The sequence below is a fragment of the Streptomyces sp. NPDC002817 genome (genome assembly GCF_053592055.1).
Genome location: NZ_JBSFUY010000004.1, coordinates 329,974 through 350,574, shown reverse-complemented (window position 1 = coordinate 350,574; position 20,601 = coordinate 329,974). Strand labels below are relative to the sequence as shown.

Genomic DNA, 20,601 nt, shown 5'->3' with positions numbered 1-20,601 from the left:
ACGCGGCGAGAACTGTCCACGTCATGCGATCCGGTGACCGTTCGTACAAGTGAGAACTACCGCTCGCGGTTCTGGAAATCCTGTCCGGACCATTGACTAGAAAGCGCTTCCTATCTACGGTCCCGTTCGAAGTTACGAGCACCTAACGAGATATCGAACCGAACGGACCTCTTCTCCGACTGTAAGGGCAGGCAATGGGACGACCTGACCTGAACCGCAGGCAACTGCTCGCCGCCGCAGGCGGGTTGGCCGTGGCCGGCAGCTTCGGCTTCGCCGCGCTCGGCACCGGCGCCGACGCGCTCGCCTCCGACGCGGACACCCGGGTGCGCTACTGGAACCTCTTCAGCGGCGGCGACGGAGCCAACATGATCGCGATGCTGGACTCCTTCCGGAAGGAACACCCCGACATCGCGGTCAAGGACTCCACCCTCCAGTGGGGCAACCCCTTCTACACCAAGCTCGCCATGGCCGCCGCGGGCAACCGCGCCCCCGAACTCGGCGTCATGCACGTGGGCCGCGTCGCGGGCTTCTCGCCGGGACGGCTCCTGGACCCGTGGGACGAGGCACTCCTCGCCCGGTACGGAGTACGCAAGGCCGACTACAACCCGGCGCTGTGGAACCGCGGTGTCATCGACGACAAGCTCTACGCCCTCCCCCTCGACGTCCACGTCCAGCTCTGCTTCTACCGCAAGGACGTCCTGAAGAAGGCGGACCTGCTCGGCGACGACGGCCGGATGATCCCGGTCGGCTCCACCGACGAGTGGTTCGACGTCCTGAAGAAGGCCAAGCAGGTCCAGAAGAAGGGCCTGCAGACCGTCGGCCTGTGGACCAACGACCAGAACTTCCAGTGGTGGTTCTTCGTCGCCTTCTACACCCAGCTCGGCGGCCGCTGGTTCAACGACGAAAACACCGAGGTGCTCTTCGACGCCGACAAGGCCACCCAGGTCCTGGAGTTCCTCCGGCAACACGTCACCGACGGCTACGTCATCCCCGGCGCGCCCACCGGCGAGCAGTTCATCAACGGCGCCCCGTTCACCTGGGAGGGCAACTGGTCGGTGCCGGTCTTCTCCGGCGCGGAACTGGACTACGGCGCGACCCCGCTGCCGCCCGTCTTCGGCAAGCCCGCCACCCACGCCGAGTCGCACGCGTTCGTCCTGCCCCACCAGTCGGGCCGCGGCGGCGCCACCAACGAGGCCGCGCACGAGCTCGCCGCGTACGTCGTCACACACGCCCAGCAGTGGGCGGCCGGCGGCCACATCCCCGCGTACACGCCGACGCTGTCCACGGCCGCTTACCAGAAGCTCGAACCGCAGAACGAGTACGTGAGCGCCATGGACCACCAGGCCACCGAGCCCAAGGTGTGGTTCGCCGGCTCCACCGGCGTCCTCGCCCAGGACCTCGGCCCCGTCGTCGTCTCCTCGACCATGGGCTCCGCCCAGCCGGCCGCCGTCGCACAGCGGATGAAGTCCCGGCTCACCAAGCTCCTCGCCTCGAAGAACCCGATGGACGGCAGGACCGCCGCGCAGGGAGGTACGGCCGCATGACGACCAGCGCTCAGACCGTCGTCGCGCCGGCGCGGGCGAGGACCGCCACCGCCACCGCGACCGTCCGCCGCAAGCAGGGCTTCCAGCACGGGGGCTGGTTCATCGCCCCGTTCCTGGTGCTCTTCGTGCTCTTCGTGGTCTGGCCGCTGCTGCGCGGCCTCTACCTCAGCTTCACGGACGCCAACATCTCCGGCGAGGGCGCGAGCTTCGTCGGCCTCGACAACTACCGCGAAGCCCTCAACGACCAGGCGATGTGGGACGCGCTCGGCCACAGCGCCTGGTTCACCCTCCTCGTCGTCCCGTGCATCACGATCCTGGCGTTCCTGCTCGCGATGCTCGCCCACCACATCGAGCGCGGCAAATGGCTGTGGCGGCTGTGCTTCTTCGTCCCCTTCCTGCTGCCCTCGACGGTCGCCGCCAACATGTGGCAGTGGCTCTTCACCCAGGGCATCGGCCTGTTCAACGAGACCTTCGGCCTCGACACCCCCTGGCTGACCGACAAGTCGTACGCGATGCTCGCCATCGTCATCCAGACCCTGTGGTGGACGGTCGGCTTCAGCTTCCTGCTGTACCTCGCCGCGCTCCAGGGCATCCCCGACCACCTCTACGAGGCCGCCAAGCTGGACGGCGCCAACGCCTGGCACCGCATGGTCCACATCACCCTGCCGATGCTGCGCCACATCACCGGGCTGGTGATCGCGCTCCAGATCCTCGCCTCGCTCCAGCTCTTCGACCAGGCCGTGGTGATGATGGACTTCGGTCCCGGACCCGAGCTCAGCACCCGCTCCTTCGTCCAGTACACCCTCGAACAGGGCTTCACCAGCTACCGCGTGGGCTACGCCTCAGCCATGTCCATCATCTTCTTCGTGATCATCGCGGCCGTCGCCCTCGGACGAATGGCACTGCTGCGCAACCGTGAGGAGGGCACCCGATGAGCACCACCGAGATACGGCTCAAGTCCCGCAAGCCCTGGACGCCCAGCCAGATCGTCCTCACGGTGATCGGCGCGGCCGTCTCCGCCGTCTTCGTGGCCCCGATCGCCGCCACCCTGTTCACCTCGCTCAAGTCCGAGGCGGAGGCGGCCGAGATCCCGCCGCACTGGCTGCCGAAGGTGTGGACGGTCCAGGCCTGGAAGTCCCTCTGGGAGACCGGCAACATCGGCAACTGGTTCATCAACTCGCTGGTCGTCTCGGTGTGCGTGACGACCATCGTGCTGGCGGTGAGCGCGCTGGCCGGATACGGCTTCGCCCGCACCGAGTTCCGCGGCAAGAACGTCCTGATGGGCGTGGTGATGGCGGGCCTCATGGTGTCTCCCGCGGTCCTCGGCGTACCGCTGTTCACCACGGTCCAGCAGATGGGGATGGTCGACACCTACTGGGGCATGATCCTGCCGCAGTGCGCGCCCGCCGCGATGGTCTACATCCTCTACAAGTTCTTCCAGGGCATCCCGCGCGAACTGGAGGAGGCCGCGTTCATCGACGGCGCCGGCCGCTGGCGCGTCTTCTTCACGATCGTCGTCCCGCTCGCGCGGCCCTCCCTGGCGGCGGTGGGCATCTTCACCTTCATCGCCTCCTGGAACAACTTCCTGTGGCCGTACATGGTCACCAACAACCCCGACCTGATGACCATGCCGAACGGCATCGCGACCGTCATGAACTCCTACGGCATCCAGTGGGCCCAGCTCATGGCCGGCGGTCTGATGGCGGGCCTGCCCCTGATCGTCGTCTTCGTCTTCTTCCAGCGGCAGATCGTGGCGGGCGTCGCCCACACGGGATTGGCGGGACAGTGAGAGCGCCCAGAGCGTTGACGGCCCTGCTCGCGGCGCTGTTCCTGGCGCTCCTGCCCAACACGGCGTACGCACAGCCGAGTTACCCGGACCCGCAGCCCGTCACCGGCCAGCAGATCATCCACGATCCCACCGTCATCCGCCTCAAGTCCGGCGGCTACGTGGCCTATTCGACGGGTGGGGTCATCGGCGCCCGCCTGTCCAAGGACCGCAAGCACTGGGCCGACTCCGGCAACGCCTTCGCCGAGCCGCCGAGTTGGTGGTACGAGTACAACGACACCGGCGACCCGTGGGCACCGGACATCTCCTACCGGGCCGGCAAGTACTGGCTGTACTACGCGGTGTCGTCCTGGGGCACCAACCACTCCGCGATAGGCGTGGCCACGTCACCGAGTGCCCTCCCCGGCACTTGGACCGACCACGGCAAGGTCTTCTCCTCCGAGCGCACGGACACCTGGAACGCCATCGACCCCGCCCTGATCAAGGCCGACGGCAGACTGTGGATGTCCTTCGGCTCGTACTGGACCGGCATCCGCATGGTCGAGCTGGACGCGAAGACCGGCAAGGCGGTGCCGGGCACGACCGTCCACCACCTGGCCACCCGCCCGGACGCCCCGTACGCGGTCGAGGGCCCGTACATCGTGAAGCACGGCCGCTACTTCTACCTCTTCGCCTCGTACGACGCGTGCTGCTCCGGCGTGAACTCGACCTACAAGATCAAGGTCGGCAGGTCTACGTCGGTGACGGGCCCCTACGTCGACAGCACGGGCAAGCCGCTGCTGGAGGGCGGCGGCGACCTCTTGCTGGAGGGCCATGGCAGGTATGTCGGCACGGGTGGCCAGTCGGTCTTCAGGGACAGGGGTCAAGATTGGCTGGCGTACCACTATTACGACGCAGAGGACGAAGGCACGCCAAAGCTGGGCCTGAACAGACTGCACTGGACGAGAAACGGCTGGCCAATCGTGGCCTAGGGGCGGGGGGAACTGCGCGACAAGCCCCCACACACCCGCAGACGACACACAACCTCGAAAGGCAAACATGAGCACCGCCCGCTTCACCCTCGACCCCGCCTTCACGGTAGGCCAGGTCAACCCCCGCCTGTTCGGCTCCTTCGTGGAACACCTCGGCCGCTGCGTCTACACCGGCATCTTCGAGCCCGACCACCCCACAGCGGACGAGGACGGCATCCGCACGGACGTCCTGGAACTGGTCCGCGAACTCGGCGTAACCGCCATCCGCTACCCCGGCGGCAACTTCGTATCGGGCTACAAGTGGGAGGACTCCGTAGGCCCCGCCGAGGACCGCCCCCGCCGTCTCGACCTCGCCTGGCGCTCGACGGAGTCCAACCGCTTCGGCCTCTCCGAGTACATCGCCTTCCTGAAGAAGATCGGCCCCCGGGCCGAGCCGATGATGGCCCTCAACCTCGGCACCCGCGGTGTCGCCGAGGCCCTCGAACTCCAGGAGTACGCCAACCACCCCGCCGGCACCGCCCTCGCCGACCTCCGCGCCGCCCACGGCGACAAGGAGCCCTTCGGCATCAACGTCTGGTGCCTCGGCAACGAGATGGACGGCCCCTGGCAGACCGGCCACAAGACGGCGACGGAGTACGGCCGTATCGCCGCCGAGACGGCCCGCGCGATGCGCCAGATCGACCCGAACGTCGAACTCGTCGCCTGCGGCTCCTCCAGCCAGTCCATGCCGACGTTCGCCGAGTGGGAGGCGACGGTCCTCGCGGAGACGTACGACCTCGTCGACTACATCTCCCTGCACGCCTACTACCAGCCCGAGGACGGTGACATCGACTCCTTCCTGGCCTCCGCCGTCGACATGGAGTCCTTCATCGAGAACGTGGTCGCCACCGCCGACCACGTGGGCGCGAAGCTCAAGTCCAAGAAGAAGATCAACCTCTCCTTCGACGAGTGGAACGTCTGGTACATCTCCCAGTGGCACGAGATCGAGAACTCCGGTGAGCGGGACTGGGCGGAGGCTCCCCGCCTCCTGGAGGACAACTACAGCGTCACCGACGCCGTCGTCTTCGGCTCCCTCCTCATCGCCCTGCTCCGGCACGCCGACCGCGTCACCGTGGCCTGCCTCGCCCAGCTGGTCAACGTCATCGCGCCGATCATGACCGAGCCGGGCGGCCCGGCCTGGCGGCAGACGACGTTCTTCCCGTTCGCCCAGGCCGCCGAGTACGGCCGCGGCGAGGTCCTGGACGTGCGGGTCGACTCCCCGACGTACGAGACGAAGAAGTACGGCGAGGCCGACCTGCTGCACGCCACCGCCGTGCGCGCCGAGGACGGCTCGGTCACCGTCTTCGCGGTCAACCGCAGCCGGACCGAGGCGTTGCCGCTCGAAGTCGCCCTGGGCAGCCTGAACCTGACGTCGGTCGTCGAGCACAGCGTCCTCGCCGACGCCGACCCGGACGCCAGGAACACCCTCGCCGAGCCCGAGCGGGTCGCCCCGCACACGGTCGAGGGCACCGCGCTGACCGCCGGCACCCTGACCGCCGTACTCGAACCGCTGTCGTGGAACGTGATCCGGCTGGCCTAGAAGCTCATCGCTCGACATACACCTGCGCGGGCGGATACGGCGAGGCGGAGTTCGTGCCGACGGACCAGTACCCGCCCGCACCGGGCACGGACGCGAGTCCGCTGAGCAGCACGGGAGCCGAGGACAGCGGGCCCCGCTCGCTGACCCACGCGCCGCCCTCCCAGCGGAGGTAGTGCGCGCGGGTCTGGTCCCAGAAGTCCCAGCCCGCGATGCGGTCGGGGCCGCCCTGGGCGTCGGCGACGATCGCGGTGAGCATGCCGACGGTGAACGGGGTGGCGGCGTGGGTCCACGCGCTGCCGTCCCAGTGGCGGAGGGTGACGGACGGCGGTTTGCCGGGCGGGCCGCCGACGCCGTAGTCGTAGCCGGTGAGCCAGACGTCGTCGGCGGTGACCGGGAGCAGTCCGGTGACGGAGGGGCGCAGTCCGGCAGGGGTGGGGAGTTGGGTCCAGGTCTCGCCGTCCCAGCGGGCGACGAGTGCGGCGTCGTACACCCAGACATCGCCGTCGGGTGCCACGCGGACGCCGGCCGCGGCATGGGTCGGCGGGGTCGGGGGCGGGGTCACCCAGGTCCAGCCGTCGTCCCCGCCGTCGCCGCGCAGCAGTACGCAGCCGTCGCTGTTGCGGCCGGACAGCCAGACGCGGTCCTTCGCGTCCAGCGTCACCCCGGTCAGGCTCGTCCCGTACGCCAGGCGCCCGGCGAAGAGGGACTCCTGCCAGGTCGTCCCGTCCCAGCGCAGCAGACGGGCGACGCCGCCCGTGTCGGTGCCGACGGCCCAGGCGGCGCTCGCCGAAGCGGCGACCGAGCTCAGATAGCCGCCGGTGAGCCCGAGGTGGGTGAGATCGAGACGGGTCCACGCGCTGCCGTCCCACACCAGGGCGAGCGGCACTCCGCGCGTGCCGCCGTTGCGGCCCTCCTCGCCCACGGCCCACGCGAGGTCCGGTCCCGCGGCCGCCACGCCGAGGAGTTGGGCGGCCGGGGTGCATACGGGGGCCGGGACGGTCTGCCAGTCGTGTGGGCCCACGACCCGGGGCGCCGCGGGCTCGGTGGCCCCGGTGGCTGTGCCGCCGCTCGACGAGACCAGCCCGATCCCGGCCCCCGCCCCGACCAACCCGCAGATGAATCGCCGTCTTCGCACGAGGTTCTCCTCCTCAGACGTTCTCCACTGTCACTCCGCCCGCCGTCGCGCCCAGCAGTGTCAGCCGTATGTCCTTGGGACCCGCCTCCGTCGTACCGTCCGAGATGACCGCCAGGGCAAGGGAGTTGCCGCCCCTGGTGCGCAGGACGCCGTTCGGCAGGACGAAGGTGTGCTGGGGGCCGACGTCGTTGATGTACTGGCCCATGTTCCAGCCGTTGAGGAAGATTTGCACCCGGTAGGCACGCTTCCGATCGTCGTCGAGGGTGAGGGCGATCGAGGCGTCGACGCCGGGGTCGACGGACAGCCGGAAGGACGTGCGGTACCAGGTGACGCCCTGCCGCCGTTCCTCGCGCGGCAGCCGCACCGACTCCCAGTCGCCGTCGTCATGGCCGGGCAGATGCCAGCCCTCCCGCTCCCCGTACAGACCGCCGTTGTTCAGCGGCCCGCGCACCGGATCGGCCGCGGACGCGCCCTGAAGCCGCCAACTCACCTTCGGCGAGGCGCCCTTGAACCGTACGGCCGTCAGTCCCCGGGCCGCCTTGTGCGTGTCGAGGGACTCGCCGTCCATGGCGTGCTGCATCCGCCGGACGAGGACCGACAGCACATGCTCGTCCCGCTCCCTCAGCTGCTCCGGCACCGCGAAGTCCGCCGTGTCCGTCCAAGTGCCCTTCCGGGCCGTCTTCTTGTCCGGGACCGGCATCCGGTGGGTGCCCAGCGGTTCCCCGTCCAGCCAGGCCATCAGGAGGCCCTGGGTGCCGGTGCTGTAGGCGAGAGAGACCGACTTCGTGTCCTCGGCGTCGGTGAGGCGGCCGCGGTACCAGACGTCGCCGTAGTGGAAGCCGTAGTCGTCCGCGAAGAGCACGGGCTGTCCCTCGGGCACCGGGGTGGTGCTGAACGAGCTCTCCTTGTCGGCCTGTTGCCACGCCGAGTCGTCGAAGTCCGGCGCGGACTCGGGGTTCTCGGTGCGCCGCCGCCAGCCCTTGTCCAGCGCGGGCAGCGACACGGCGCCCACACCGGGTAGGGGCTTCAGGGCGATGAGGCTGTTGGTGGCGCTGACCCGGGTCGGTACCGGCTGTCCGTTCCAGGTGACCTGGCCGATACCGCGCGGCCCCCACACCTCCAGGCCGGTCACCGCGGTCGTGTCACCGGTGAGGTGCACGGTGGAGCCCTCCAGGGTGACGGACCGCACCAGCGACGGGCCGTACACCAGCACCGTCCCGGACGGGGTCTCGTACGACCACAGCCGCAGCGCGGTCTCGTCGTCGGCGAAGAAGATCAACAGCGGGCGCCCGGAGCCGCCGTTCTCCACCTTCACGCGGGCCAGCAGGCCCACGCCGAGCGGGGCGGTCACCCGCAGCAGGCCGCGGTCGTAGATCCACGCCGGTTCCGCGTCCAGCCGGGTCGCCGTCGGCTCGTCCGGGCACTCCAGGACGACCTGGGCCATGTCGCCGTGCCGGCCGGAGAAGACGGCGATGTCCTGCCGCCCGGCGGCGACGAACATCGCGAGCTGGGCGGTGGCGTACCTCAACGTCCGCCGTCCGAGCTTCAGTTCGGTGGTGATCAGCCGGGCGTCATGGGCCGGGACGGTCATCGGCACCTCGATGCCGGCGTCCGGCAGGGGTACGGAGACGTCCTCGGCGGAGTCGTTGCGCACGACGTAGACATGGGAGCCCGTGTCGCGGTTGGTCAGGTGGTACACCTTCAGCCGGTCGTCGGGCGACGGTACGTCCTTCGCCCGGTCCAGTTTCGCGAAGTCCGGGACCTGCCGCAGCAGATGACCGAGCTGGTGCATCGGGGCGAGCTTCGCCGTCTGCCGGCGCCCCTCGTCGATGGCCGCCCCGTAGTCGTACGACGTGTAGACCTGCGGCGCGGGCAGCCAGCCCCACGAGGTGCCGCCGAACGTCATGTAGACGTTGTGCAGCGTGATCCCGTTGGCGAGGTTGGTGAGATGGAAGCGCCGCTCGTACGCCGCGTCCCGGGTCCGCCGAGACTCCTCGTACCCCTTGCCGCCGAACGCCGCCCCGCCCCACGGATCGGGCCGGCCGCCGCCGAACTCCGGAAGGAAACCAGGGGTCCTCGGGCTGGCCTTCGCGGCCCGCGCCGGCTGGGTGCCGAAGCGCCCCCAGTCCTGCGGGACCTCGTCAGGCTCCGGATACCCGTCGAAGCCGTACAGCCAACTCCCCTTCTCCCCACCGGTGTCGAACGACCCGGGCACCCAACGCCCCTCGCGGGTCTTGTCGTTGTGGAAGAGGGGTACGTCGATCCCGTCCGCGCGCACCTTCTTGTACAGGTGGGACATGTACGCGCGGCCGTCCGCGCCGGTGACGTCGTACGCGTTCTCGATCTGGTAGAGCAGGACCGTGCCCTTGCCCTTGGTGTGGAGATGCCGGGCGGCGATCGCGTTCACCCGCGTCAACCACTCGTCGGCGTACGACAGATAGGTGGGGTCGGCGGTCCTGGCCCTGCCCTCGGTCGCCGTCAGCCAGCCCGGGAAGCCGCCCGCGTCGACCTCGGCGTTGATGTACGGGCCCGGGCGCAGGATCACGTACAGGCCGGTCTCGGCGGCCGTGCGCAGGAACAGGTCCAGGTCGCGGACGCCCGTGAAGTCGTATTCACCGGGCGCGGGGGAGTGGAGGTTCCAGGCCACGTAGACGCTCACCGCGTTGTAGCCGTGCGCGCGCATTTTTTGCAGCACGTCCCGCCACAGCGACGGGCTCGGCAGCCGGAACGGATGCATCTCGCCCGACCACAGGACCAGCCGCCGCCCGTCGACCAGCAGCGAATAGCGGTCGAAGCCGACGGTGTGCGCGCTGCCGTCGGCGGTGGGCGGGCTCGGTGGAGGGCCCGTGGGCGCGAGTCCGGGCGCGGCGGAGGACGGCAGCGCACCGCCACTGCCGGTCAGCGCCAGGCCGAGCGCCGTCGTGCCGGCCAGTGCGCTGAAGGTTCGTCTGCTGAGCTCCACGCGAGCGTCGCCTCCTGTTGTGCCTGCGTTTCCCGGGACGCGAGGGAGGGACCATTCTCCATGCCCGGCGGGGCACGCCTCACAATGGCCCTATGAGGATCTCGGCACGGGCGGACTACGCGGTACGAGCGGTACTCGAGCTCGCCGTACGACAGGGCGACGGTCCGGTGAAGGCGGAGGCCATCGCCACCACCCAGGACATTCCGCACAAGTTCCTGGAGGGCATCCTCGGTGACCTGCGGCGGGGCGGTGTCGTCGACAGCCGGCGCGGGGGCAACGGCGGTTACCGGCTGGCCCGTGACGCGGCGAAGATCACGATCGCCGATGTGATCCGGACCGTGGACGGACCCATCGTCTCCGTCCGAGGTGAACGACCCACCGAACTCGCCTACACCGGTTCCGCCCAGCCGTTGCTGCCCCTGTGGATCGCGCTGCGGGCCAATGTGCGCCGCATCCTGGAGGGCGTCACCATCGCCGACATCGCGGCGGACGCCCTGCCGGGGCCGGTGCAGGCGCTGGCGGCGGAGCCGGCGGCGTGGGAGAACCCGTAGGTCCCCTGTCTGTGAGTGCGCTCATCCGGGTCTAAGGCTGTCCTCAGTTTGACGCCCTACCGTCGCGTCCCGTCCATCCCTACCTCCCCGGTGGGAAACCCAGGAAACGACGGACGGGACCTCCCCCATGCGCACGCTGATACTGCTCGCCCTCGCGGGCCTGGGCGCCCAGCTCGTGGACGGCAGCCTCGGCATGGCCTACGGCGTGACCTCCACCACCCTGCTCCTCGCCATGGGTACGAGTCCGGCCGCGGCCTCCGCGACGGTCCATCTCGCCGAGATCGGTACGACGCTGATGTCCGGCGCCTCGCACTGGCGCTTCGGCAACGTCGACTGGAAGGTCGTCGCCAGGATCGGCGTCCCGGGCGCGGTCGGCTCGTTCCTCGGCGCGACGGTCCTGTCGTCGTTGTCGACCGAGGTCGCCGAGCCGGTGATGTCCCTGATCCTGCTGGGTCTCGGCCTGTACGTCATGTCGCGCTTCACCTTCCGGGGCCTGCCCAAGGGGAACCTCGGCAAGCCGCTGCGGAACCGGTTCCTGGCCCCGCTCGGCCTGGTCGCCGGCTTCCTCGACGCGACCGGGGGCGGCGGCTGGGGGCCGGTCGGTACGCCCGCGCTGCTGGCCAGCGGGCGGATGGAGCCGCGCAAGGTGATCGGCTCGATCGACACCAGCGAGTTCCTGGTCGCCGTCGCCGCGAGCCTGGGCTTCCTCTTCTCCCTCGGCTCCCAGGGCCTCGACCGGTACTGGGTCCTGGCCTTCCTGCTCGGCGGTCTGGTCGCCGCCCCGGTCGCCGCCTGGCTGGTCCGGCTGGTCCCGCCGCGGGTCCTGGGCTCCGCGGTGGGTGGCGTCATCATCGTCACCAACGTCCGTACGCTGCTCAAGAGCGACTGGATCGGCGCGAGCGGTTCGGTGAGTGCCGTGGTGTACGTCGTCCTCTACTCGGTGTGGGCCGCCGCTCTGACGTACTCGATCCGTGCCTACCGTCAGGAGAAGGCAGCGGGGACCGAGCACGCCGAGCGGCAGCCCGTCGGCGCCTGATGGTCGGCTTCCGGCCGTCAGTGCGCGACCCTCAGCGCCTGACCGTCAGTCGCTGTTGACGCCCACGGTGAGGGTCGCCCTGTAGCCGTCGGACACGTCGGAGCCCAGCGCGGTCAGGGTCAGCAGACCGGAGGAGGCACCGCCGTCGTCGTAGATGCCGTCGTTCTCCAGCAGGGTCTCCTGGGTGGTGTTCGCGGTGTACGGCGAGGTCGCCTGGATCTCGGTGTTGATGTCCTGGTCGAAGAAGAGCTGACCGGTGTGGATGACCTCGCCGCCGGTGTACGAGTCGTCGGTGAGCGTGACGTCCGTGTGCACCCGCATATGGACGTGCACCGCGTGCGAGACGTAGTGCCCGGGCCAGATCGAGGTGATGCTGCACTCGCCGTTCTCGTCGGTCAGCTGACCGCCCCGCAGGAACGTGCCGTTGTCCTCCTCCGTGTGGCCGTTGCCGCCCACGAAGCCGGAGTACTCGCCGAGGTGGTCGCAGTGCCAGATCTCGACCAGGGCGTCGGCGAGCGGGGCGCAGTCGTCGGCCACGTCGACGACGGTGAAGGTGTACTGGACCTCGAAGCCCTCCTTGTCCTCGCGGATGTCCTCGCGGACGAGGGCACCTTCGAGGGAGTACGGGCCCTCGGTGACCTCGGCGTTGAGCACGCACACACTGCTGGTCGCCGAAGTGGAGGCCTCGGTGGAGGCGGAGGCGGCGCCGGTGGTGGCTCCCTTCGTCGGTTTGTCGCCCCTGCCCGGGTCGGCCGAGGCGAGACCGGCGGCCGCGAGGCCGCCCGCCACCGCCACGGTGCCGCCGCCGATCAGGACACGGCGGCGCTGGAGGCCCTTGTCCCTACGGTGCCGGCCGGGCTGCTGCTCGTCGTCGTGCCCGGTGTTCTGCTCGCTGTGGTGCTCGTGGTTTCCCGTCATGTCGAGCGAAGTTAGGGGGCCAGCTGAAGAAATCCTTAATGTGCGGCTGTGAATGAGCTGGGAACGGATTCGTCAACAGCCCCTTATTTCCGCAGAGTTCAGACACTGTGAAGAAACTGTGAAAAGCGCACCTGTGAATGGCTTGAGTTCGACCTGACCGCGAGGTGTGTCTCTCCCTACGGTCCGGGGTGCAACCAACCACCCCCCGACCCTTCAGGGAGAGACCATGGCTGGTGGACTCCTGCTGGGCGGCGCGCTCGCCGCTCTGCTCACCACCGCACTGCCCGCACAGGGCCCGTCCGACGGGTTCGAGGACCCGCCGCCGGACAAGATCGTCATCAAGGTCGCCACGGTGAACGGCTCCGGCTGTCCGGCCGGTACGACCGCGGTCGCCGTCTCCGAGGACAACACGGCGTTCACGGTGACGTACAGCGACTACCTCGCCCAGGCGGGCGGCAACTCGGACCCGACGGCCTTCCGCAAGAACTGTCAGCTCAACCTGATCGTCCATGTCCCGCAGGGCTTCACGTACGCCATCGCCAGCGCCGACTACCGGGGCTTCGCCGCCCTCCAGTCGGGGGCGAGCGCCACGCAGAGGGCGTCGTACTACTTCCAGGGCTCACCGAACACGGCGTCCCGGTCGCACCCCTTCAGCGGCCCGTACAACGACAACTGGCAGGCGACGGACACCACCGACTGGGCCCAACTGGTATGGGCGCCCTGTGGAGTTCAGCGCAACTTCAACATCAACACCGAGCTGCGGGTCAGTGCGGGGACGAGCTCCGCGAGCAAGGTCAGCTTCATGACGATGGACTCGACGGACGGGGACATCAGCACGGTGTACCACATGGCGTGGAAGGAGTGTCCGGAGTCGTAAGGCGGCCGTAGAGCAGTCGTAGGGCTGTAGTGGAAAGGCTCTCCCCGTGTCCCGCTGTCGGTGGCGGGACACGGGGGAGTCATTCCACGGGCGTCAGGACTGTGTGACGGGGCGCATGGCGAGGCCCTCGGTGCCCTGCCAGTGGCTCACCCACTGGCCGTCGTCGGCGGGGAACGAGTCGACGGGCATGGGGACGTCGACCTCGGGGCCGGCCTCGCTTTCGCCGCCGGGGCTCCCGAGACCGAGCTTCATGGACGTCACGTCGTAGGTGTCCATGTGGCCGCCGGTCGCCAGCAGTCCGGCATAGGCCTTGTCATCGGGAGCGAGCGTGATGGGCTCCCCGGAGTCGGTCTCCTCCTTCACGGGGGCCGGTCCCTGCGCATCGCCGAGCGTGACCACGGGAGCGCCCTGGACGTCGCACTTGCCGTCGCCGGTGTTGGTGACGGTGAGGAGGATGTACCGGGCGTCCTCGCCTTCGCCGGGTTGGTTCGTGGCGGAGACCGAGAGGTCCTCGATGGTGCACAGAGGGGTCTCGGAGCTGTCCTCGCTCTGCTCGGCGCCGCCGCCCGTGTCCGCCGAAGCGGTCGGGCCCGACGTCGCCGAACTCGTCGCGCTCGGCGGGTTCGAGGACCCGGCCGCGTCCGACGTGCCCGGCTCACACGCCGTGGTCGTCAGCAGCGCGGCCGCCGCCACGACGCCGAGCGCGTAGGGCTTCCAGGCTCTGCGGTGCGTACGGTTCCTGCGGGCAGGCATGCTCATGGTGTCCCCCGTGATGCGCTGTGATCGGCCGCTGCCGACTGGCGACGACCAGCAGAGTGTGCCTCGCGAACCACGCTGACCTCGCATGTCGCGCACGTCTGTTGCCGATCAGGTACAGGGAAGGGGCCGTTCCGTCGCGGCCGGGATGGGGAGACACGGCACGACGGCCGTCCCCTTCGCAGGTACGGGGAACGGCCGCCGCGTTACGCGCCTACAGGGTCAGCGCTCGATACCGAGGGTCAGGGTCCCGGTATAGCCGGCCGACGGTGAAGTACCCAGTGCGGTGAGGGTCAGGAGGCCGGAGGCGGCGCCTCCTTCGTCGTAGATGGAGTCCTGGGCGAGGGTGGTGCGGGTGACCGTGTTCGCCGAGTACGGCGAGAGCGCGCCGACTCTCGCGGTGATCGTCTCGTCGAAGAAGAGCTGTCCGGTGTGGAGTTCGGTGCCGCCGGTGAAGGAGCCGTCGGAGGTGAGGGTGACGCCGGTGTGCACCTTGACGTGGATGTGGACGCACCGGCCGCGGTACCAACCGGGGTAGACGGTCGTGATGTTGGCGACGCCACTGGAGTTGGTGAGGACGCCGCCGCGCAGGAAGGTGCCGTTGTCGGGCTCGTTGTGGCCGTTGTTGCCCACGTAGCCGGAGTACTCGCCGAGGGCGTCGGAGTGCCAGATCTCCACGAGGGCGTTGGGGATCACGGCGCAGGTGTCGTCGTCGACGACGGTGAGGGCGAGGTTGAGCCGGAAGCCGGTCTTGTCCTCGCGGATGTCGGCGCGGACGAGCGCGCCGTCCAGGTAGTAGGGGCCTTCGGTCATCTCCTTCGTGAGGGTGCAGACGGCCGCGGCGGCGACGGGGGAGGTGTCGGCCGCGTCGGCTGTGGGGGCTTCGGGCGCGGCGGTGGTCACGGCGAGAGCGGCTGCCGTGGCTCCGGTGGCGATCAGTACGGTGCGGCGCCCGATCGGGGTGGGGGTTGCTTCCGAAGTGTCTGTCATGAACACGGCACCGTAGGAAGGGATGCTGTCGGCGGGCTGTCAGTTCGGCAAAGTGACAGGGCGTCAAGTTCCTTGTCGGTCAGGGATTTCGGGGATCGCTTGTACGCGAGGCCGGGGCGCGGGCCGGATCTTTGTGGGTTCTGCCAGTAAGGCCGTCCGCCGGGGCTCGTAGAGACTGCCGAGGCCGAGGACATCACGAGGCTTACGGGAGGACGTCGCGATGAGCGTGCAGCCGTACGACGGGATCGGTGAGGCGTTCGAGGGGTTCAAGTCCCTGCCGCTGACGCGGTACGGGGAGGTGCCGAGCTTCCTGGGGCTGGTCGGGGACGTGCGCGGCAGGTCGGTCCTCGACCTGGCCTCCGGGACCGGGTTCTACAGCCGGGAGTTCAAGCGGCGCGGGGCGGCGGAGGTGCTCGGCATCGACATCTCCGGTGAGATGGTCGCCGCGGCACGGAGGTTCGAGGAGCGCGAGCCGCTGGGGGTGCGGTACGAGGTGGGCGATGTGGCTGAACTCCGGCCCCTTGGGCGGCGCTTCGACATCGCCACGGGGGTCCAGCTGCTCGACTACGCCCAGGACATCACCGCCATGGAGCGGATGTGCCGCAACGCGCACCGGAACCTGAAGCCCGGCGCCGAGTTCTTCGTGCTCGCCCAGAACCCGGACTACGGCATGGACGACCCGGCCCTGTCCAAGTACGGCTTCCGCTGCGAGTCCACCGGCGAGGAGGCCGAGACCGGACCGCGCGTACGGATCACGGCACTGCTCGACCCACCGATCTCGTTCGTCGCGACCTGCCCGCGCCGCGAGGTCTACGAGTCCTGTCTGCGGGCGGCCGGCTTCGACGAACCGACCTGGATCCCGCTGGAGATCCCCGACGCGGGCCTGCGTGAGTTCGGTACGGACTTCTGGACGGACCTTCTCGCCGCACCGCCGCTGGAGATGTTGCGCTGCCGGGCCTGACGAGGGGGCGGGCGGCCGTGACCGGCGGCCGCCTGCCCGGGACGCCCACGGGGAACTCACAGGCTTCCCCCATGGGCGCTTCAGGTCGGTCACCGAGTTTGGGCTCATGCACGGACACCGACCCCGCACTCCCGAAACCGAACGCAGTCGCCGCTGGTTCATGAACAAGGCGCTGCTCGCCGGTGGAGTCGCCGCGATGGCGACCATGACCGGATGTTCCTCGAGCTCCTCCGACACCGCGAGCTCCGGTTCCTCCGCCGCCCCCAGCGGCATGCCCTCCGGCGGCCCCGGGGGAGGGGGCGGCGGAGGCATGGGCCCCGGCGTCTCCCAGACCAAGTACGCGGACGTCGTGGGCGTCACCACCGACGGCGAGGTCGTCGAGGACCTGTACTCGATCCACTCCACGGACGTCTCCACGGACGCGCTGGTCAAGGCGGCGCAGGCATTCTTGGACGGCCTCTCCGCGAAGGAGCGCAAGTCCTGCACGTTCGACATCGACGCCGACGAGTGGACGGCGTGGAGCAATGTCGACGGCTACGACCGCAAGGGCGTCCGCATGGGCGACCTGACCGAGAAGCAGCGCGACCTCGGCTACGCACTGCTCGGCAAGGCACTCTCCGCCGACGGTCTCACCCAGACACGCGGCATCATGAAGCTCAACGCGTTCCTGGGCGACTCCAACGGCGGCAACCAGAAGACGCTCACCGAGGGCCACTACTTCTTCACCTTCATGGGCACCCCGTCGACCACCGAGCCGTGGGGCTTCCAGTACGAGGGTCACCACGTCGCCATCAACTACTTCGTCCTGGGCGACCAGGTCGTGATGACCCCCACCTTCATGGGCTCGGAGCCGACGACGGCCACCTACAAGGGCGAGAAGATCACCCTCTTCCGGCCGGAGACCAAGGCCGGCCTGGCCATGGTGCGCTCTCTCACCACCGCACAGCGCGCCAAGGCCGTCTCCTCGCAGTCGAACGGCAACGAGGACATGAAGGCCGGTGCGGGGCAGGACAACCTCAAGCTCGCCTACGAGGGAGTGCCCGGCTCCGACCTCGGCTCCGCACAGCAGAAGAAGCTGCTGGACCTGGTCCGCGTGTACGTCGGCTATCTCGACGAGGGCCACGCCGAGGTCAAGATGTCCGAGGTGGAGGAGCATCTGGACGACACGTACTTCTACTGGATGGGCGAGACGGAGGACGACTCCGCGTTCTACTACCGGGTGCACAGTCCGGTCGTCCTCATCGAGTACGACGCCCAGGCCCCGCTCTTCTACAAGGGGGACACCACGTCCGCGAGCCCCAGCGCCTCCGCGAGCTCCGACGGCGGCGGTCCCGGCGGTGGCATGGGCATGGGCGGCGGTACGCCGTCACAGGAGCACATCCACACCATCGTCCGCACGCCCAACGGCGGTGACTACGGCGTGGATCTGCTGAAGCTGCATCTGGAGAACGACCACTGACACACCGGTGCCTCCGGCCCGTGGGACCGGAGGCACCGCATGGCTCAACCGTTCTTGGCGCAGGCCAGTATCCAGCTGCCGTACGTGTCCTCGACGTAGCTTCCGTTGTCGACGAGGCCGGCCCGGAAGTAGAAGCAGGCGTCCTCGTCGAAGTTCGTGTTGTAGACGAAGGCGTTGTCGTAGTCCCAACCGGTGTAGCCACCGGTGTAGTTGACGTTCACCTTCGTGTGGCTCGTGGAGGGCGTGCCCGTCGTGGGGTTCGTGTACTGGAGCCGTACGCCCTTGCCGTCGACGTCGACGTCGAGGATCCGGAAGACGTCACCGTCCCGGCTGAAGCCGACGATTCCACGGGCGCCCACGGTGACGGCCTGGTCGTCGATGGTGGCGGCGAAAGTCGAGGTGGCCGTCGCGACGGTGATCGCCGCCGCGGTGACGACGGGGATGGCGACGTGTCTGAATCGGAGCATGCCGGTATCTCCTCGCAGGGCAGGGGGGGTGATGCGGGAGACGTTCGCGTGACCCCCACAACAGGGACGGACTATGCCCAATATTTGATCTTTGTACAAGACTTCTTTACCGGCGGCCCCTGTGAACGTCGGGACTGTTGACGCGCAAGTGGTTCGATTCTACGGTCCGTCCGAAGCTCTGATCAGTGATCGGAATATCGAACGGAAGGAACGTCAGCGTGAGCCGCACCTCCCGCAGGACCGCACTTCTCGCCGTCCCCGCCGCCTTACTGCTGGCGCTGGTCCCCTCCACCGCCTCCGCGTACCCCAACCCCGGGACGGTCACCGGCGCCACCGTCGTTCACGACCCGACGATGATCCGCACATCGGCGGGTCGCTACCTGCTCTACGGCACCGGTGGCGGACTCGGCTACAGGACCTCGACGGACCGGATCGCCTTCTCGGCCGGGAGCGACGCCTTCACGGCCAAACCGAGCTGGTGGTCGTCGTACGCCACGGAGGCGTGGGCACCCGACATCTCGTACCACGGTGGCAAGTACCTGATGTACTACGCCGTCTCGACCTTCGGCTCCAACAAGTCGGCCATCGGGCTCGCCGGTTCGACCACCGGGCTGCCCGGCTCCTGGACCGACTACGGCACGGTCTACACCTCCACCACGTCGAGCGACTACAACGCCATCGACCCGAACCTGTTCGTCGACAGCGACGGCAAGTGGTGGCTGTCGTTCGGCAGTTGGTGGACCGGGCTCAAGATGATCCAGATCGACCCCGGCACCGGGAAGCAGCTCTCCTCCAACACCACCCGGTACTCCATCGCGTCCCGCCCCACCGGGACCAAGGCCGTCGAGGCGCCGTACATCGTCAAGCGCAACGGCTACTACTACCTCTTCGCCTCGTACGACACCTGCTGCGCCGGCACCAGTTCCACGTACAAGGTCAAGGTCGGCCGCGCCACCGGCGTCACCGGGCCGTACTACGACAAGAACGGCGTCTCGATGATGAACAACGGCGGGACGCCCGTCCTCGAGTCGCACGGGCGGTACATCGGCCCCGGCGGACAGTCGGTCATGAGCGACTCCGACGGTGACCTGATCGTCTACCACTACTACGACGGCAACGACAACGGCACCCCCAAACTCGGCATCAACCTTCTGAACTGGAGCAGCGGATGGCCCGTCGCCTACTGACCCTGCTGGCCGCGCTGGTCCTCGCCCTGTCGCTCGGGCAGTCCTCGGCGAACGCGGCCTCGTTCGCCAACCCGATCAAGACGCAGAAGGGCGCCGACCCCTGGATCTCGTACTACAACGGCAACTACTACCTGCTGACGACGAGTTGGACCAACGTCATCACCATGCGCAAGTCCGCCACCCTGGGCGGCCTCGCCACGGCGCCCAACATCCAGGTGTGGACGGGCGACGCCGCCTCGCGCTGCTGCAACATCTGGGCGCCCGAAATGCACTTCATCAACGGCAAGTGGTACCTGTACTACGTCGCCGGGCAGGACGTCTCCGACTACAACCCCACCCAGCGCACCCACGTCCTGGAGAGCGCCGGGTCGGACCCGACGGGCCCGTACACCTACCGGAACCAGCTCAACTCCGCCTGGATGCTGGACCCCACGGTCGCGACCGTCAACGGCCAGCTGTATCTGTTCGGCAGCGCGAGCGGCGGCGGCACGCAGAACATCGTCGCGGCCCGGATGTCCAACCCGTACACCCTGGCCACCGGCTTCTCCACCGTCTCGACGCCGACGTACGACTGGGAGCGCAACGGCACGGTCAACGAGGGCCCTGAGATCCTCCAGCGGAACGGCCGGACCTTCCTCGTCTACTCCGGCAGCGGCTGCTGGACCCCCGACTACAAGCTCGGCCAGCTGACCCTGACGGGCTCCGATCCGCTGGCGGCCTCCTCCTGGACGAAGAAGTCCACACCGGTCTTCCAGCGCAACGACTCGGCCGGCGTCTACGGCCCGGGCCACAACGGCTTCTTCACCTCACCCGACGGCACCGAGAACTGGATCGTCTACCACGCCAACGACTCCGCCTCAGACGGCTGCGACAACGGCCGTACGACCCGGGCGCAGAAGTTCACCTGGAACGCCGACGGCACCCCGAACCTCGGCACACCGGCAGCGCTGGGCGCGAGCATGACGGGCCCCTCGGGCGAACCCTCGGCCACCTCCACGACGTACACCATCACCAACCGCAACAGCGGCAAGTGCCTTGATGTCGCCGGGAGTTCGACGGCCGACGGCGCCAACGTCCAGCAGTACACCTGCGGCGGCGGCAACAACCAGAAGTGGCGCATCGAGGACCAGGGAGACGACACCAGCCGTCTCGTCAACGTGGCCACCGGCAAGGTCCTGGACACCGCCGACTGCTCCAGCGCCGACGGCGCCGACCTGCGCCAGTGGACGTGGCTGAACAACACCTGCCAGCGCTTCCGCTTCGTGGTCACGGACAACAGCTGGGTGAGGATCGTCAACCAGGCCACGGGCAAGGTGGCGGACGTGGCGAACTGCTCGACGGCGGACGCGGCGGACGTACGCCAGTGGACCTGGCTGAACAACACCTGCCAACAGTGGCGCCTAAACCCGGCTTAGGGCGTCC

At 68.8% G+C, this 20,601-nt stretch carries 18 protein-coding genes; 12 read left to right on the top strand and 6 right to left on the bottom strand.

Annotated features, from left to right (window positions below):
- Nucleotides 1-194: 194 nt before the first annotated feature.
- The 5 genes from ACWD3I_RS10630 to arfA all read left to right on the top strand — a co-directional run bounded on the left by ACWD3I_RS10630 (nt 195) and on the right by arfA (nt 5,880).
- Nucleotides 195-1,544, top strand: a complete 1,350-nt coding sequence (locus ACWD3I_RS10630; protein ID WP_365393761.1) for an extracellular solute-binding protein — start codon at nt 195-197, stop codon at nt 1,542-1,544.
- Nucleotides 1,541-2,479, top strand: coding sequence for a carbohydrate ABC transporter permease (locus ACWD3I_RS10625; protein ID WP_365393760.1), 939 nt, complete (start codon nt 1,541-1,543; stop codon nt 2,477-2,479). The genes ACWD3I_RS10630 and ACWD3I_RS10625 overlap by 4 nt, the downstream gene beginning before the upstream one ends.
- A complete protein-coding gene (locus ACWD3I_RS10620; protein WP_365393759.1) occupies nt 2,476-3,333 on the top strand; it encodes a carbohydrate ABC transporter permease in 858 nt (285 codons plus the stop codon). Before ACWD3I_RS10625 ends, ACWD3I_RS10620 begins: the two co-directional genes overlap by 4 nt.
- Nucleotides 3,330-4,301 carry an arabinan endo-1,5-alpha-L-arabinosidase gene (locus ACWD3I_RS10615; RefSeq protein WP_365393758.1) on the top strand — a complete coding sequence of 324 codons (972 nt, stop codon included), beginning with the start codon at nt 3,330-3,332 and terminating at the stop codon, nt 4,299-4,301. The genes ACWD3I_RS10620 and ACWD3I_RS10615 overlap by 4 nt, the downstream gene beginning before the upstream one ends.
- Nucleotides 4,302-4,368: 67 nt before the next feature.
- The gene (arfA, locus tag ACWD3I_RS10610) at nt 4,369-5,880 is read left to right on the top strand and encodes an arabinosylfuranosidase ArfA (RefSeq protein WP_365393757.1); all 1,512 of its coding nucleotides are present in this window, start codon (nt 4,369-4,371) and stop codon (nt 5,878-5,880) included.
- 4 nt (nt 5,881-5,884) lie between these two features.
- On the opposite strand, the gene ACWD3I_RS10605 is transcribed toward arfA, so the two are convergent.
- Nucleotides 5,885-7,015, bottom strand: coding sequence for a hypothetical protein (locus ACWD3I_RS10605; protein ID WP_365393756.1), 1,131 nt, complete (start codon nt 7,013-7,015; stop codon nt 5,885-5,887).
- A 13-nt stretch (nt 7,016-7,028) separates the two neighbouring features.
- Nucleotides 7,029-9,977, bottom strand: a complete 2,949-nt coding sequence (locus ACWD3I_RS10600; RefSeq protein ID WP_365393755.1) for a glycoside hydrolase family 35 protein — start codon at nt 9,975-9,977, stop codon at nt 7,029-7,031.
- A 92-nt stretch (nt 9,978-10,069) separates the two neighbouring features.
- On the opposite strand from ACWD3I_RS10600, the gene ACWD3I_RS10595 reads away from it, so the two are divergent.
- A complete protein-coding gene (locus ACWD3I_RS10595; RefSeq protein WP_365393754.1) occupies nt 10,070-10,528 on the top strand; it encodes an RrF2 family transcriptional regulator in 459 nt (152 codons plus the stop codon).
- 127 nt (nt 10,529-10,655) lie between these two features.
- A complete protein-coding gene (locus tag ACWD3I_RS10590; RefSeq protein ID WP_365393753.1) occupies nt 10,656-11,564 on the top strand; it encodes a sulfite exporter TauE/SafE family protein in 909 nt (302 codons plus the stop codon).
- A gap of 45 nt (nt 11,565-11,609) precedes the next feature.
- On the opposite strand, the gene ACWD3I_RS10585 is transcribed toward ACWD3I_RS10590, so the two are convergent.
- The gene (locus ACWD3I_RS10585; RefSeq protein ID WP_365393752.1) at nt 11,610-12,482 is read right to left on the bottom strand and encodes an intradiol ring-cleavage dioxygenase; all 873 of its coding nucleotides are present in this window, start codon (nt 12,480-12,482) and stop codon (nt 11,610-11,612) included.
- A gap of 226 nt (nt 12,483-12,708) precedes the next feature.
- Here ACWD3I_RS10585 and ACWD3I_RS10580 point away from each other — a divergent pair, with 226 nt between their 5' ends.
- Entirely contained in the window at nt 12,709-13,359 is a 651-nt protein-coding gene (locus tag ACWD3I_RS10580; RefSeq protein WP_365393751.1) for a DUF4360 domain-containing protein, read from the top strand.
- Between the two features lie 93 nt (nt 13,360-13,452).
- On the opposite strand, the gene ACWD3I_RS10575 is transcribed toward ACWD3I_RS10580, so the two are convergent.
- Nucleotides 13,453-14,118: a DUF4232 domain-containing protein gene (locus ACWD3I_RS10575; RefSeq protein WP_365393750.1), complete on the bottom strand. Its 666-nt coding sequence runs from the start codon at nt 14,116-14,118 to the stop codon at nt 13,453-13,455.
- A gap of 219 nt (nt 14,119-14,337) precedes the next feature.
- Nucleotides 14,338-15,105 carry an intradiol ring-cleavage dioxygenase gene (locus ACWD3I_RS10570; protein WP_365393749.1) on the bottom strand — a complete coding sequence of 256 codons (768 nt, stop codon included), beginning with the start codon at nt 15,103-15,105 and terminating at the stop codon, nt 14,338-14,340.
- Between the two features lie 220 nt (nt 15,106-15,325).
- Between ACWD3I_RS10570 and ACWD3I_RS10565 the strand changes: the two genes are divergently transcribed.
- Together ACWD3I_RS10565 and ACWD3I_RS10560 are read left to right on the top strand one after the other, a co-directional pair.
- Nucleotides 15,326-16,066: a class I SAM-dependent methyltransferase gene (locus tag ACWD3I_RS10565; protein WP_365393748.1), complete on the top strand. Its 741-nt coding sequence runs from the start codon at nt 15,326-15,328 to the stop codon at nt 16,064-16,066.
- 106 nt (nt 16,067-16,172) lie between these two features.
- Nucleotides 16,173-17,525: a DUF3500 domain-containing protein gene (locus tag ACWD3I_RS10560; RefSeq protein WP_365393747.1), complete on the top strand. Its 1,353-nt coding sequence runs from the start codon at nt 16,173-16,175 to the stop codon at nt 17,523-17,525.
- Nucleotides 17,526-17,569: 44 nt separating this feature from the next.
- Here the strand turns inward: ACWD3I_RS10560 and ACWD3I_RS10555 are convergent, their stop codons facing one another.
- Nucleotides 17,570-17,992: a hypothetical protein gene (locus ACWD3I_RS10555; protein ID WP_365393746.1), complete on the bottom strand. Its 423-nt coding sequence runs from the start codon at nt 17,990-17,992 to the stop codon at nt 17,570-17,572.
- A gap of 218 nt (nt 17,993-18,210) precedes the next feature.
- Here ACWD3I_RS10555 and ACWD3I_RS10550 point away from each other — a divergent pair, with 218 nt between their 5' ends.
- Together ACWD3I_RS10550 and ACWD3I_RS10545 are read left to right on the top strand one after the other, a co-directional pair.
- Nucleotides 18,211-19,179, top strand: coding sequence for an arabinan endo-1,5-alpha-L-arabinosidase (locus tag ACWD3I_RS10550; RefSeq protein WP_365393745.1), 969 nt, complete (start codon nt 18,211-18,213; stop codon nt 19,177-19,179).
- Nucleotides 19,161-20,594, top strand: coding sequence for a family 43 glycosylhydrolase (locus ACWD3I_RS10545; RefSeq protein ID WP_365393744.1), 1,434 nt, complete (start codon nt 19,161-19,163; stop codon nt 20,592-20,594). The genes ACWD3I_RS10550 and ACWD3I_RS10545 overlap by 19 nt, the downstream gene beginning before the upstream one ends.
- Nucleotides 20,595-20,601 lie beyond the last annotated feature (7 nt).